This is a genomic window from Marivivens sp. LCG002 (assembly GCF_030264275.1).
In the GTDB taxonomy this organism is placed as follows: domain Bacteria; phylum Pseudomonadota; class Alphaproteobacteria; order Rhodobacterales; family Rhodobacteraceae; genus Marivivens.
This window is the reverse complement of record NZ_CP127165.1, coordinates 2,142,130-2,155,693: the sequence shown is the minus strand read 5'-3', so window position 1 is coordinate 2,155,693 and position 13,564 is coordinate 2,142,130. Positions and strand designations below refer to the sequence as shown.

The window sequence follows — 13,564 nt, the reverse complement described above, 5'->3', positions numbered from 1 at the left end:
CCTTTTTTCATGTGCCACGCGGCTTCGCTCTTAGGGTTGGTTCCGCGACAGTCGGATCGTCGGGCCAAGGATGCTTGGGGTAGCGGCCGCGCATGTCCTTTCGGACATCTTCATAGGACGAGGCCCAGAAGCCCGGAATATCGCGGGTGATCTGAATCGGCTTGCCACCAGGAGACAGCAGCACCACACGAAGAGGCTCTCGCCCGATCATCGGGTGCCGCGTGACGCCGAACATCTCCTGAAGGCGAAGCGTTATCTCGGGCGCTTCCCCGTCGTAGTCCACAGGCACCTTGCGCCCCAAAGGCGTTGTGAAATGCGCGGGGGCATCCTGATCCAATTGCTGACGCTGGTTCCAGTCGAGCATCCCCAAGAGCGCATCATGGGGATCAAAACGTTTCCAATCTTCCGCGCTCTTGACCCTACCCAAGTGGGGGAGCAGCCAGTCTTCGAGCGTGTCCAAGAGGCTTTGATCATCCATAGCGGGAAGATCTGCGCCGCCTTGGCGTAGGATCTCGACCCGCGCACGAAGCCGTCGCGCCGCACCATCAAGACGAATGCCAAGCTCGCGCACTCCGTCCAGCATTGCGCGGGCAATGTCCTCTTCGGGGGCGGTGCTCCATTTTTGCGCAGAAAGGGTCAGCGCCCCAAGGGTTTCGACCTCTTGCGCGATGACGCGCCGCTCTCTCTTGGACCACGCGCACCGTTTCGATGTGTGTATCCTGTCTGCAAAGAGGTCGCGGATTGCGCTTTCGCTGATCAAGGCGGCTTGTCTGATGCGTGCCTCTCGCGGATCACCATCAAGATCGGTCGCAACGAGGAATTTTTGTCCTGCAAAAGGATCGCCCGCATCCAGGATCGCGCCCTTACCACCCGAGAGGATGAAGCGCGGTGCGTCTCCCTCGCGCCGCATTGCGATCCGATCAGGATAGGCAAGCGCCGCCATCTCCCCGAGCGACAGAGCTGGCTTTTCCCCCAGACCTTGGGAAAGCCGGCGGCTCTCTTGCTGGATGCGTGCCGCAGCTGGCGCGAGAAGCTGCCCCGGACCGCGGTAGTTGCCCCTCAGCGCCTTGACGCGGAGCGCAAGGTCGACGGGCGCGTTGCGCAAAGGATCGCGGTCGGCAAGGATTGCGGCGATCATTGCGCCGGCTTTGCCGCTGAGATGCAGCATATGCGCCAGACGGGGGTGCAACGGAAGAGCGGCAAGACTTCTGCCGTGGTCGGTGATGCGTCCCTGATCATTCAGAGCGTCGAGCGATTTGAGAAGTTCGGTCGCCTCTCGCAATGTGCCTTCGGGGGGCGGCGTCAAAAAGGGAAGGTCCGTTGTTCCCCAAACCGCCATTTCAAGTGCAAGGCCTGCAAGGTCGGCCGCCTCGATCTCGGAGGGCGGAAACAGAGCGAGCGCACCATCCTCGCCCTTGGTCCAGAGTTTATAAGCCGTGCCCTCGGCCACGCGACCTGCGCGTCCCGCGCGCTGTGTGGCTTCGGCTTTGCTGACTTTTTCGGTGACAAGCCGCGACATGCCCGAAGAGGGATCATAGCGCGACCGCCGCGTCCGTCCGCCATCGACGACAACCCTGATGTCTTCGATGGTCAACGAGGTTTCGGCAATAGATGTGGCGAGGACAACCTTGCGACCGCTCTTGAGTGGCGCAATCGCGGCGCGTTGCTCTTCGAATGGCAAAGCGCCGAAGAGCGGCCGAAGGCTGCATCCTTGCGGTAAGCGATCCTTGAGCTTGGTTTCGACACGGCGGATTTCACCTTCGCCGGGGAGAAAGACCAATACGCCGCCGTCCGTTTCCCGAACCGCCGTCAATGTCAGGTCGGCAATCGCATCCTCGAAACGGATGTCTTTGCCGATCGGCCTGTCGAGAAAGCGGGTTTCGACAGGAAAGCTTCTTCCTTCGGCCAAGACAAAGGGCGCATTATCGAGAAGTTCGGCGATCGGTCCCGAATGGAGCGTTGCGGACATCACGAGAAGGATAAGATCTTCGCGCAGCGCCTGTTTGATTTCCCAAGTCAGTGCAAGCCCGAGGTCGGCATTCAGCGACCGCTCGTGGAATTCGTCGAAAATCACCGCCCCGACACCGCTCAGTTCAGGGTCCGACTGGATCATTCGGGTGAGAATACCTTCGGTCACGATTTCGATGCGCGTCGAGGAAGAGATTTTGCTCTCGCCGCGGATACGATAGCCTACGGTCTGACCGCAGGGCTCGCCCAACTCCTCGGCGATCCGTTCGGCGACAGCGCGTGCTGCAAGTCGGCGCGGTTCAAGCACGATGATCCGTCCTTTGGTCACGTTCGCGTCGAACAGCGCACGCGGCACCCTTGTCGTCTTGCCCGCGCCCGGGGGGGCGACAAGAACGGCACGCGTCTCGGCCCGCAGGCGCGTCAGCAGTTCGGGCAAAACATCGTCGATCGGAAGGGGCATCAAATTTGGTCGCATATCCGCCTTATGGGATAGGCGCATATGCCTGTCCACTTGGTTTTCCTGCGCGGCATCGGGTCCACTTGAAGTCTTTTTGGCCCGTGATATGCAGTCGCGTATGAAATGGATCGCCTCTCTCATCTCGAGCCTTCTGGTCGCGATTTTGCTGCTCACCTCGCAGCAAATGGCGATGGCACGTGGAGAATTGCGCACCGTTGCCGGCGAGGTTGTGCTCTGCCAAGGGGGCGTAGCCGTTTCGGTCAACATCGACCAAGACGGCAATCCCGTCGGACCTGCACATTTCTGTCCTGACTGTGTTTCGGGGTTCTTTGTCGATCTGGCGCTCTTTGATCCGCTGATCCTGCGCGAGCCTCGCGAAATCGCCCAAGTCTTCGCTGTTGCACGTCCGCACTCTGTATCCATTGAACGCGGCATTAGCGCAGCCCGAGGTCCCCCTCTAGGTGTTTGAAACCAAATTCAAAATCAAACAAACACCTTGGAGTTCACACTATGAAACCGACCTTCTTTGCAGCTGTTGCTGCTGCTCTTTTCGCGACCGCTGCTTCTGCCGAAAGCATTATTGAAATCGTTGATCCCTATGTTCTCTCTGCAGGGATGAACGCAAAGTCAGGCGCGGCATTCTTTACAATTCGCAACACGGGCGACACCGATGACCGCTTGATCGACGCAAAGTCGGACGCTGCCGCACGGGTTGAATTGCATACCCACATTATGGAGGACGGCATCGCAAAGATGCGTCAGGTCGAAGATGGTTTCCCCATCCCCGCAGGAAGCGAGCATCTCCTGATGCGCGGCGCGGACCACGTCATGTTCATGGGCCTCAACGAGCCTTTCGTTGACGGCAAGATGGTTGCCGTTACTCTGGTTTTCGAAAGCGGCTTGACGCTTGATGTCGAGATTCCGGTTGATCTTGGCCGTGCGAATAACGCCGAAGCCAACGGCCATGGTTCAATGGACCACGGCAAGAACTAAGTCCCGAAACGGCAATCCGCAACACACTCTGCGGATTGCCATCCAACCCGAGGCGGAGCAAAGTCCCCGACCGAAACGGGGGAGCCATGCAGATTCGAACGCCTTGGCGCGCAGTCGCCGCAATGTTTATGCTTTGCGGCCTTTTCACCGGTATTTGGTCGACACGCATTCCCGCTTTGGCGGATGGAGTAAACGCGTCCCATGACGTTCTCGGTCAATTGCTGTTGTGCATGGGGCTTGGGGCCATCGCTTCTTTTTCCTTCGCAAGTTTGCTGTCGGACAAATTCGGCGCTGCCAAAGCATCGCTTTGGTTGATGATCGGGTACTTCGTCTTTTTCCTTGCGCTGCCGCTGGTCGGAAGCGTTTGGCAAATGGCGGTTGTTTTCGCCATCTTCGGTGTGTTTCACGGCATGGTCGACGTTTGTATGAACGCCTGGGCGGCCGAAGTCGAAAAGCACATGAAACGATCCGTGATGTCATCGTTTCATGCGATGTTCTCGCTCGGTGCGGGCCTCGGGGCGGCGAGTGCGTTCCTCGCAGTGAATGTCGGGCTATCGCTTTTCCAACATTTTCTCATTGGGGCAGGGCTCGCCTTGATCCTTTTATTGCCGTTTTCGTTCATCGGCTGGGACTCGGAAAAGTCGACGGCTTCTCGTGGGCCGCTGTTTGTCTTTCCGCGCGGCACCCTGCTTTTGGTGGGACTCTTCTCGATGTCTTCCGCGATCGGAGAGGGCGCAATGGGGGATTGGTCCGCCATCTTTCTACGCGAGGCAAAGGGCGCGAGTGAAGCCCGAGCGGCTCTCGGGTTTACCGCATTCAACATCATGATGGTTGTTGTGCGTCTCTTGGGACAGTTCATCGTCGCACGCTTCGGCGCCGTGCTTGTCGCGCGAGCGTCGGGCTCCGTCGCAGTGATTGCCGGTATCCTGCTCATCACGGCTCAGGATATTGCGCTCGCCATCTTTGCGTTCGGCCTTATGGGGATTGCCTATGCCTTGATCGTGCCGCTCGCGTTCACCCGCGCGGGACAACAACCGGGGATCAGCACAGGGCGGGCCATCGCGGGCGTTGCTACCCTTGCTTATGGGGGGCTCTTGATGGGGCCACCGGTGATCGGTTTCGTTGCCGAAGTCTTTTCACTCGAGACGGCATTCATGATGATCGTCGGCCTTGGCGCGGTGACGATCGGCCTTGCAAGCACACTCAAGGCCCCCGAATGACCAGAGCGATCCTGTTTGTCTGTCTTGGAAACATCTGTCGCAGCCCTGCGGCAGAGGCCGCCGTTCGTGGGCTTGCGCCGCATCTCGCTTTGGATAGCGCCGGCACGGGGGCGTGGCATGTGGGCGAGCCGCCCTATGGCCCGATGCAAGCTGCCGCGCGTCGCCGCGGTCTCGATATGTCGGCGCTTCGCGCACGCCAGTTTCGCCCCGATGATTTTTGGAACTTTGATCTGATTGTCGCCATGGACGCCGAAAATCTTGCCGATATCGAACGTCAGCGACCTGAAAACGCCCAAACCGAGGTTCGGATCTTTACAGATTTTTGCAACACTTCGGAAACGGCGATTCCCGATCCCTATTACTCAAGGGACTTTGACGGCGCGCTCGATTTGATCATGCGATGTGCCCAAGGGCTGGTCGATCAGCTCTAGGCTTTGCACATCGCTTCTGCCGTGCTCGCGAAATCGCGATAGCGCTTCCAGAAAGAACTTGTCGACGAGCGGGCATCCTGCGCCTTTTGCGGATCTTTGAAGAAATCTGCTGCACGTTTTTGTTCGGAATTGCTCAGGGTTCTGTTCGCAGCGACCTGAATACAAGAACAGGTCGAGGGATTGGCGGCAGAGCGCCCTGCATCCATGCACGCTTCGGATATGGGGCCGGACACGCGGGCGCCGCCCCCACCACAAGAGGTGAGCACAAAAATAGCTGCGAAAGCGATGAGAAACCGCATCAAAAGAACCTGCCTATGTTGCCCTGTGCCCGATTATCGGTGTCTCCAGGGCGCTGCCTACGTCGGTCATTATGACGGAATCAGCGCTGGAAGGCAAATCACATATGGTTCGGTTTAGCCGTAAAGACGACGTGCCTCGCGGAACGACATCAGACGCCCAAGCTTCTCGTCCCAAAGGTGGATATTCACCGAACGCAGGCTGTCCATAAAGGTCAGACGCTGGGCTTCGGCCAATTCGATATGGTCACGAAGCACTTCGGGAAGACGATAGAAGGGGATGCGGCTATAGAGGTGGTGGACATGGTGGATGCCGATGTTCGCCGAAAGCCAGTTGAGCGGGCGGGGCAGCACATAATGCGACGAGCCGTTCAAAGCGGCTTCGTGGAGCTGCCATTCTTCGCTTGTGGACCAATGGGTCGTCTCGAACTGATGCTGCACGTAAAAGAGCCAGATGCCGATCGCGCCTGCCAGAACCGAGGTCGGAAGATAGATCAGCAATACGGGGGCAAGCCCGCCGAACCAGATCAAAGTGCCGATGATCAGGGCGATCATCAGGTTGGTGCCCATCGCGGACCACCAGTATTGCCAAGACTTCATCAGTCCGAGCGGAATACGGTTTTGAAGGATGAACAGATAGATCGGACCCAGCACAAAGAGCACCAGCGGATGGCGATAGAGGCGATACTGGAGACGACCGAACCAGCCGCGTGCGCGATATTCCTCGACTGTGAGGGTCATCACATCGCCGATGCCGCGCATATCGAGGTTACCGTGTTGGGCGTGATGGAGTGCGTGCGTGCGCTTCCAAACGGCATAGGGGGTCAGGGTCAGAACACCAAGACAGCGGCCGACCCAGTCCTGAACCTTGCGATTGTTGTAGAAAGAGGCGTGACCGCAATCATGCTGGATACAGAACAAACGCACGAGGAAGGCCGAGTTTACAGCGGCAATCGCAAAGGCAAGCCAATAGCTGACCGAGAGAGCCGCCCAAGCCAAGCCCCAGAGGGCAAGAAACGGAACAACCGTCACCGCGAGTTCGAATGTGGACCGCCGGACACAGGGATCACGGTATTTCGCCAGATCTCTTACCCATTCCTGAGCTGATTTTGTTGCCTGCTCCATCGCGCTTGCGCGGTCGTTCATCCTGTAGCCTCGTCTTGTCCCGTTCATCCCTTACCCGATCTTGCGCAAAAGCCGGAACCCTTCTGCATCAGGTTGAACGATTGTCCCGTTCTAAGTGTGAGGTGGCAAATGCCACACAGAACGCGTCCCGCAAAGCGATTTCTTGCGTCAACGCATGCAGACGTAAGGGGAGAAGGCTTCGTAAGGCCTGGATTGTATTAACCCAGAGTGGTTGTTATCCACATTTTTCAACTTAGAGGCGCGAGGGGGCATCCCACCACGCGCCTCTGGTTCATTGCAGGATCATGCAGCCTTGGCTTTGCGGCGGGCCGCATGAAGAAGCGGTTCGGTATAGCCCGAAGGCTGTTCGATTCCCTTGAAAACAAGGTCACGCGCCGCATGGAACGCGATACCGTCAAACGACGGGGCCATCGGAACATAGGCGGCATCGCCCGCGTTTTGCGCGTCCACTTTCGGTGCCATGCGGCGAAGGCTCGCGTCGATGTCATCTGCGGTGCAAATGCCGTGAAGCATCCAGTTCGCCAGATACTGCGACGAAATGCGGAGTGTGGCGCGGTCCTCCATCAAAGCGACATCGTTGATGTCCGGCACCTTGGAGCAGCCGATACCCTGATCGACCCAACGCACGACATAGCCCAGAATGGACTGACACGCATTGTCGAGCTCGCGCTGGACTTCCTCGCCCGAGAGATTGCGCCCGAACATGATCGGTGGTGTCAGAAGGGCAGCTTTGGAGGCCTTTTCGCGGGTTTTGAGGTCGGCCTGAAGCGCGGGGACATTCACCTGATGGTAATGGGTCGCGTGCAGTGTTGCCGCAGTGGGCGAGGGAACCCAAGCGGTATTCGCGCCGGCTTTGGGGTGGCCGATCTTGACCTTGAGCATCTCGGCCATCGCGTCGGGCTTGGCCCACATACCTTTGCCGATTTGCGCCTTGCCGGACAGTCCGGCTGCAAGCCCTGCATCGACGTTGCCCGCCTCGTAAGCAGGGAGCCACGCGCTCCCTTGCATCTCGGCTTTGGGGATGACGGGACCCATCTGCATCGAGGTGTGGATTTCATCGCCGGTGCGGTCAAGGAACCCAGTGTTGATAAAGACGCAGCGATCCTTCACGGCTTTGATACAGGCCAAAAGGTTCGCAGAGGTGCGGCGCTCTTCGTCCATCACGCCCAATTTTACGGTATAGCGGGGCAGGCCGAGAATATCCTCGACGCGGCCATAAAGCGTGTCGGCAAAGGCGACCTCTTCGGGCCCGTGCATCTTGGGCTTGACCACATAGACCGAGCCGGCGCGCGAGTTTTTGTTTTCGGACTTTGCAAGGTCATGCATCGCTGCCGCTACGGTCACGGCGGCGTCGAGCATACCTTCGGGCGTCTCTTCCCCATCCAAGAGCACCGCGTCGGTGGTCATCAGGTGGCCGACATTCCGCACAAGGAGAAGCGCACGACCCGGATGCACGACTTCGGAGCCGTCGGGCGCCGTATAAGTCACATCGGGGTTGAGGCGACGGGTCAGCGACTTGCCGCCTTTCTCGAAGGTTTCGCTCAGATCGCCTTTCATAAGGCCGAGCCAGTTGGCGTAGACAGCGCATTTATCTTCGGCATCGACAGCGGCGACCGAGTCCTCGCAGTCCTGAATCGCGGTCAATGCGCTTTCCAGACGCACATCCGCAATACCCGCAGCATCGGCGCTTCCGATCTGGCTGGAGCGGTCGATAACGATCTCGATCAAAAGGCCGTTGGCACGCAGGAAGATATTTCCGCTCGCGTTATGGCCCGCTAATTGGGTTGCGTCGGCCAGTTCGGTTCTCGTCCCGCCGACCGTAACGCGCAGGCTGCCGTTTTCGACCGAAAGAGCCTCGACTTCGGCCCATGAGCCCTGGGCAAGCGGGACGGCCTGATCCAGATGGGCGCGTGCCCATGCGATGACTTTGGCGCCGCGCTCTGCGTCATAGCCTTTGCCCTGAGGCGCGCCTTCGATCGCGTCGGTTCCATAGAGCGCATCATAGAGCGATCCCCAACGGGCGTTCGCTGCGTTGAGCGCGAAACGCGCATTCATGACAGGCACGACGAGCTGGGGGCCTGCGATGGTCGCGATTTCAGCATCCACGTTGGTGACGGAAACTTCGAACGGCTCGGGTTCGGGCTGTAGATAGCCGATCTCGGTCAAGAATGCTCGGTAAGCCTCGGCATCGAAATCCTTCGACTTATGGGCCACGTGCCAGTCGTCGATCTGTTTTTGCAATGCGTCCCGCTTGGCCAAAAGCGCCTTGTTCACGGGGGCCAGATCGCGGAGCATTGCCGCATATCCCGACCAGAAGGCGTCGGGCGTCACCCCGAGAAGCACTTGGTTCTCGACAAGGTCGGCCAGTTCAGCGGCGACAGAAAGTCCGTGGCGGTCTACATAGGTGGTCGACATGGGAAACTCCTCATATACTCTTTGAAGAAAACCTAGACCTGCGCCCCAAGGTTTGCCACAAAGCGAAAAATATTTTCCATATCGTGGAAAGGTCCGGTCATGGCAGAAGAAAGTTCTTCGGGGCAGGGGGTTCAATCCGTCGTGCGCGCCCTTGGGCTTTTGCGTGTGCTGGCACGGAGCGATGAGGGGGCCCGCGTCAGTGACATCGCCCGCGAGGTCGGGCTTGCCGTGTCGACGACGCATAGACTGTTGACCACTCTGGAAACCCAAGGCTTCGCCCAATTCGAGGCTGATACCTCACTTTGGTTCGTCGGGCGCGAGGCCTTTGCTGTCGGGTCGGCCTATGGCAAGCGGCGGAGTTTTGTTGCGCCCGCGCTTCCGTTCTTGCGGCGGCTCAGGGATGCGACGCGCGAAACCGCGAACCTCGGCATCCTCGATCACGATACGCTTGTCACTGTGTCGCAGGTCGAAAGCCGCGAAATCATGCGTGCCATATCGCCCCCCGGCGGGCGCGTGCCTGTCTTCTGCTCTGGAATGGGCAAGGCGATTTTGGCCACATGGTCCGAAAAGGACGTTGTGGCGCTGGCCGAAAGGGTGGGTTTTTCGCCTTTGACGACCAAGTCGATCCGCAACACCGACCAGCTTTTGCACGATCTCGAGCGCACTCGTGCGCGGGGCTTTGCTGTTGATGACGAAGAGCATGTGACGGGGCTTCGATGTGTTGCCGCGGTGGTCTGGTCGCCCCAAGGCGAAGCAGCGGGGGCGATATCCGTCTCGGGGCTGGCTGCGCGACTGACCGAGGCCAAAGTGGAAACCGTCGGTGCCACCGTCATTCAGGCCGCCGAGGGCCTGACCGCCAAACTCGGCGGCATGAGCGATCCGCTTTGAAGGCGGAAACAGTTTGTTTGTCCGATATCCGTCCCCTCGGCGTCCTTGGGCGCGCAATTGCATTTGCTTTTGACCCCTCTGCAGCCTAGCTAGAGCGGAAAGAGGATTTTCGTATGCGTATCTCCGTACTTGCACTTATCGTCGCCCTGACCGGCGGTGCCGCTCAGGCTCAAGAGTCGTTTCTCGTGGAAAAGTTCGGCATTCTCGGGCTTGGCCGCATGTTTGTGAATGACGCTTATGGGGACCGCAAAGACCGCTGGCACACGGGCACATACACACTCAACATTATGACGGGTAAGGAATGGGCCGGACGTCTGTCCGCCAAACCCGGCGATATTATCGAATATCGGTTGCGCTCCGACATCATCGCGCCGCGTTCGCTCAACGGGGCGAACTCCAATGATCGCGCTTATGTCGGCGCTTTGACGGCGGGTGTGCATACTTATTACGCGCTCGATGGCTATGACGTTTCGGCGGGTGTCGATGTGACCTTCACGGGGCCGCAGACGGGTCTTTCGCGGTTTCAGGACCATTTCCACAAATTGTTGGGCCTCCAGCGCCTTGGCCAGAACGTCATCGACAACCAGATCGGAAACGCCACCTATCTTACCGGCACGCTCGAAGTGTCCAAGACCTATGCGCTGAGCGATGCGATCCGTTTCAAGCCGTTCTTCGAAGGGCGTGTCGGGATCGAGGACGTGGCCCGTGTCGGCGCGGATGTCGTGATCGGCACGGCCTCGGATCGTGATCTGCTGATCCGCGACTCGCTGACGGGGAGCCTCTACAAGGGGATCGAATACGGCGATATCGGTTGGACCGCGATTGTCGGTGCCGATGTCGCGCATACATCCGACAGCGCATTCTTTCCTGCAAGCTTCGGAACCAAGGCCAAACCCGTGACATATCGTGCCCGTGCAGGCATCGAATACCAACGCAGCCGTTACTCGAGCTTCTATTACGGGGCGACCTATTTGTCCGAAGAATATGTGGGTCAATCGGGTGGGCAAGTTGTCGGAGCGTTGCGCTTTAGCTTCAACTTTTGATTGAATTGTTTCCTCAAAAGTAAAAAAGAGTTGATTCGCCGCGATATTTGACGTCTTTTGTCTCCAATAAGACACCGCCCAAAAGAGGCGGGTTAGACTGAGGCAGAGTATCGGGCATGAAAACGGGCTTTCGAGGCACGTTCGTCATCTCCTGGTCGCAAACTGAAACTGATGGGCTTTGGTCAGCCCCTGTTGAGACGTTGCGTGTTGGTGCGACGTGGGCATGGACCGGTGAGGCTGTCAGAATTGACGGGCCTAGCAGCGTATTGCCGCTGGGCGAAGCGACCGGCATGACGGACCTACGGAAACGGGCGGCACTTTCGGTGCGCCGTATTCTCAAACGCGCAGAAATCGCAGAGCGGCGGGACGTTTCGAACGATGTTCTTGAAACGCCGATGCATGAGAAATCTTTTAATGTGACGGATGGGCGTAAGGCTTGGACGATCACGATCATCGAAGCTCGCGTTGGTCGGCCGCCGCTCTTGATGTTCTATGGTGATGTTCCTCCGCGCCATGTCGACCTTTGGGTCGTCAGCGCGGATTTGGAAATCGAGAAGCAGACAAGCGGGTCCGATCAGCCCGGCGGGGTTATTTGTTTTACACCCGGCACCAAGATCCTGACCGAAACCGGAGCGCGGCGAGTTGAGGAGCTGCGCGAAGGTGAACGTGTCCAGACCAAGGACAACGGACTTCAGGAGATCCTCTGGATCGGTCGTCGCCGTATCACCGGCGCACGTCTTCTTGCGATGCCGCATTACGCGCCTGTGCGCTTGCGTCGTGGGGCGCTGGGCGAAGAGGTTCCCGACGACGGGCTTCTCGTCTCGCCCGATCATCGCATGATCCTGAAAGGGGCACAGGCGCGGGCTTTGTTCAACTCGGATGAAGTGCTCGTCACGGCCAAGGACCTTGTGAACGGCAAAACGATCTATGTGGATCGTTCGGTGCGTCACCTCGCCTATATCCATCTTATGCTTCCAAGCCATCAGGTGGTCTTTGCCAACGGGGTCGAAACCGAGAGCTTCCATCCCGCGAGCGCGGCTCTCGGCTCTGTCCTCGGCGAAGAACAAGAGCGTCTTTATGGACAGCTCCCCGAGCTGCGTGACAATCCGCAGAATTATGGCGAGTATGCGCGCCGCGTGTTGTCGGACAGCGAGGCTGCAATACTGCGCCACGACACTCCGGGAATAGTGCGAAGCGCCTGACCCGATAGCGGAGGCGGGGCCTTTCGAATAAGGCCCGCCTTAACTTTGTGCGAAAGCGCGAAGATCGGTTGACACCCTGCTGAATCCCTCTATAAGCCGCCTCTCATTGGTGTTGGTGGACCCCGCAAGGGGAATCCTGTCAGGCCTCGGCCAGAGGACAACGCCCTTCGAAACTTAATGAAGGAGATCAGCCGTGACCAAACGCACGTCTGCCAAGTACAAAATTGACCGCCGTATGGGCGAAAACATCTGGGGCCGTCCCAAGTCCCCGGTGAACAAGCGTGAATACGGCCCCGGCCAGCACGGTCAGCGCCGCAAGGCCAAGCTTTCGGACTTCGGTCTGCAGCTCCGCGCCAAGCAGAAGCTCAAGGGCTACTACGGCGACCTGACCGAAAAGCAATTCCGTCGCATCTATGGCGAAGCAGAGCGTGTACGTGGTGATACCGGTGAAAACCTCATCGGTCTGCTCGAGCGCCGTCTCGACGCCGTTGTTTACCGCGCCAAGTTCGTTCCGACCATCTTCGCGGCTCGTCAGTTCGTGAACCACGGCCACGTCACCGTGAACGGCAAGAAAGTGAACATCGCTTCCTACCGCGTCAAAGAAGGCGACGTTATCGCAGTTCGTGACAAGTCGAAGCAGCTTGCCATCGTTCTCGAGGCAATCGCTCTGACCGAGCGCGACACCCCCGACTATCTCGAAGTCGACACCAACAAGATGACCGCGACCTTCGTTCGCACTCCGGGTCTCGGCGATGTGCCGTATCCGGTCGTGATGGAACCGAACCTCGTCGTCGAATTCTACGCAAAGAACTAATTCAGGTTCTTTGCCGATATTCGGAAAGGGTCGTGCAGAAATGCACGGCCCTTTTTCTTTTGGTCAGCGTGTTTCGAGCAGAACGATCAACTGGTCATAGCTATAGGACGGATCGATCCGGCCCATATCGCCTTGGACGAAATCGGGATCGGACGGGAGACAGCCGATCCCGCAAATCTGCGAGGTGACCATCTCGTCCGTGTCGATATACCAAAGGCGCCCGCCCGGAGTTGCAACCCATCCGTCGATACCCTCGGATTCGTCACCTTCCATGTCGTCGCCGCTCGGGACTTCGTTGAAGTAGTCGGGCGAATATTGTCCGTGGGTGTGATAAGAGGCGGTGATGACTTCGATCTCCGTTGGATCATCGGACATGCAGCTGCCTTCGTCCCCACGGGTCGGCGGCGAGGCAATGAGTGCGCCCTCGGCATTCATGCCGATGTATCCGCAGTATTCGACCCTGTCGCGGATCGAAATCGGATTGAGTTGCGCAAAGACGGACTTGACCAAGGCGAGTTCGTCATTCGACTGCGCCATGGCCTGATTGGCAACGAGCGCAAGGGAAACAGCAGCAATAAGTTTCATACGTTCTCCAAAGGGTTGAGGGAATGCCTTTGAATACTGCGCAGCAAAAGCCTTGTCTGCCAACGATCAATATGCTGGAAACCGCTCCCTTGCGCTTGTATGAGGG

General features: G+C 58.5%; 13 protein-coding genes. 8 read left to right on the top strand and 5 right to left on the bottom strand.

The genetic code is table 11. The annotated features are described in order from the left end of the window. Window positions 1-7: 7 nt before the first annotated feature. Window positions 8-2,428, bottom strand: coding sequence for an ATP-dependent helicase HrpB (gene hrpB / locus QQG91_RS10680; RefSeq protein ID WP_285770213.1), 2,421 nt, complete (start codon window positions 2,426-2,428; stop codon window positions 8-10). A 103-nt stretch (window positions 2,429-2,531) separates the two neighbouring features. On the opposite strand from hrpB, the gene QQG91_RS10675 reads away from it, so the two are divergent. The 4 genes from QQG91_RS10675 to QQG91_RS10660 all read left to right on the top strand — a co-directional run bounded on the left by QQG91_RS10675 (window position 2,532) and on the right by QQG91_RS10660 (window position 5,069). Continuing rightward, window positions 2,532-2,894 (top strand): hypothetical protein, encoded by a 363-nt coding sequence (locus QQG91_RS10675; RefSeq protein ID WP_285770212.1) that lies wholly within the window; start codon window positions 2,532-2,534, stop codon window positions 2,892-2,894. A gap of 41 nt (window positions 2,895-2,935) precedes the next feature. Then, window positions 2,936-3,418 carry a copper chaperone PCu(A)C gene (locus tag QQG91_RS10670; protein ID WP_285770211.1) on the top strand — a complete coding sequence of 161 codons (483 nt, stop codon included), beginning with the start codon at window positions 2,936-2,938 and terminating at the stop codon, window positions 3,416-3,418. An 86-nt stretch (window positions 3,419-3,504) separates the two neighbouring features. Beyond that, a complete protein-coding gene (locus QQG91_RS10665; protein WP_285770210.1) occupies window positions 3,505-4,638 on the top strand; it encodes an MFS transporter in 1,134 nt (377 codons plus the stop codon). After that, window positions 4,635-5,069, top strand: coding sequence for a low molecular weight protein-tyrosine-phosphatase (locus tag QQG91_RS10660; protein ID WP_285770209.1), 435 nt, complete (start codon window positions 4,635-4,637; stop codon window positions 5,067-5,069). The genes QQG91_RS10665 and QQG91_RS10660 overlap by 4 nt, the downstream gene beginning before the upstream one ends. Here QQG91_RS10660 and QQG91_RS10655 read toward each other — a convergent pair. From QQG91_RS10655 to QQG91_RS10645, 3 genes are all read right to left on the bottom strand, one after another. Next, complete coding sequence (locus QQG91_RS10655) at window positions 5,066-5,368, bottom strand: arginine transporter (protein WP_285770208.1); 303 nt, start codon at window positions 5,366-5,368, stop codon at window positions 5,066-5,068. The two genes, QQG91_RS10660 and QQG91_RS10655, sit on opposite strands and share 4 nt — an antisense overlap. 114 nt (window positions 5,369-5,482) lie before the next feature. Then, the gene (locus QQG91_RS10650) at window positions 5,483-6,511 is read right to left on the bottom strand and encodes a fatty acid desaturase (RefSeq protein ID WP_285770207.1); all 1,029 of its coding nucleotides are present in this window, start codon (window positions 6,509-6,511) and stop codon (window positions 5,483-5,485) included. A gap of 282 nt (window positions 6,512-6,793) precedes the next feature. Further along, window positions 6,794-8,926, bottom strand: coding sequence for a malate synthase G (locus QQG91_RS10645; protein ID WP_285770206.1), 2,133 nt, complete (start codon window positions 8,924-8,926; stop codon window positions 6,794-6,796). Between the two features lie 99 nt (window positions 8,927-9,025). On the opposite strand from QQG91_RS10645, the gene QQG91_RS10640 reads away from it, so the two are divergent. From QQG91_RS10640 to rpsD, 4 genes are all read left to right on the top strand, one after another. Continuing rightward, window positions 9,026-9,814, top strand: coding sequence for an IclR family transcriptional regulator (locus QQG91_RS10640; RefSeq protein WP_285770205.1), 789 nt, complete (start codon window positions 9,026-9,028; stop codon window positions 9,812-9,814). A 113-nt stretch (window positions 9,815-9,927) separates the two neighbouring features. Beyond that, window positions 9,928-10,857, top strand: coding sequence for a lipid A-modifier LpxR family protein (locus QQG91_RS10635; protein ID WP_285770204.1), 930 nt, complete (start codon window positions 9,928-9,930; stop codon window positions 10,855-10,857). 116 nt (window positions 10,858-10,973) lie between these two features. Continuing rightward, window positions 10,974-12,059, top strand: a complete 1,086-nt coding sequence (locus QQG91_RS10630; RefSeq protein WP_285770203.1) for a Hint domain-containing protein — start codon at window positions 10,974-10,976, stop codon at window positions 12,057-12,059. A gap of 193 nt (window positions 12,060-12,252) precedes the next feature. Further along, complete coding sequence (gene rpsD, locus QQG91_RS10625; RefSeq protein ID WP_285770202.1) at window positions 12,253-12,873, top strand: 30S ribosomal protein S4; 621 nt, start codon at window positions 12,253-12,255, stop codon at window positions 12,871-12,873. A 63-nt stretch (window positions 12,874-12,936) separates the two neighbouring features. Here the strand turns inward: rpsD and QQG91_RS10620 are convergent, their stop codons facing one another. After that, the gene (locus QQG91_RS10620; RefSeq protein WP_285770201.1) at window positions 12,937-13,458 is read right to left on the bottom strand and encodes a DUF4329 domain-containing protein; all 522 of its coding nucleotides are present in this window, start codon (window positions 13,456-13,458) and stop codon (window positions 12,937-12,939) included. Window positions 13,459-13,564 lie beyond the last annotated feature (106 nt).

Bases quoted from the DNA above. Each gene is read 5' to 3' on its own strand.
- QQG91_RS10665 (WP_285770210.1), top strand. From the start codon at position 3,505: ATGCAGATTCGAACGCCTTGGCGCGCAGTCGCCGCAATGTTTATGCTT.
- QQG91_RS10620 (WP_285770201.1), bottom strand. From the start codon at position 13,458: ATGAAACTTATTGCTGCTGTTTCCCTTGCGCTCGTTGCCAATCAGGCC.
- QQG91_RS10650 (WP_285770207.1), bottom strand. From the start codon at position 6,511: ATGAACGACCGCGCAAGCGCGATGGAGCAGGCAACAAAATCAGCTCAG.
- QQG91_RS10645 (WP_285770206.1), bottom strand. From the start codon at position 8,926: ATGTCGACCACCTATGTAGACCGCCACGGACTTTCTGTCGCCGCTGAA.
- QQG91_RS10630 (WP_285770203.1), top strand. From the start codon at position 10,974: ATGAAAACGGGCTTTCGAGGCACGTTCGTCATCTCCTGGTCGCAAACT.
- QQG91_RS10670 (WP_285770211.1), top strand. From the start codon at position 2,936: ATGAAACCGACCTTCTTTGCAGCTGTTGCTGCTGCTCTTTTCGCGACC.
- QQG91_RS10655 (WP_285770208.1), bottom strand. From the start codon at position 5,368: ATGCGGTTTCTCATCGCTTTCGCAGCTATTTTTGTGCTCACCTCTTGT.
- hrpB (WP_285770213.1), bottom strand. From the start codon at position 2,428: ATGCCCCTTCCGATCGACGATGTTTTGCCCGAACTGCTGACGCGCCTG.
- QQG91_RS10675 (WP_285770212.1), top strand. From the start codon at position 2,532: ATGCAGTCGCGTATGAAATGGATCGCCTCTCTCATCTCGAGCCTTCTG.
- QQG91_RS10635 (WP_285770204.1), top strand. From the start codon at position 9,928: ATGCGTATCTCCGTACTTGCACTTATCGTCGCCCTGACCGGCGGTGCC.
- QQG91_RS10660 (WP_285770209.1), top strand. From the start codon at position 4,635: ATGACCAGAGCGATCCTGTTTGTCTGTCTTGGAAACATCTGTCGCAGC.
- QQG91_RS10640 (WP_285770205.1), top strand. From the start codon at position 9,026: ATGGCAGAAGAAAGTTCTTCGGGGCAGGGGGTTCAATCCGTCGTGCGC.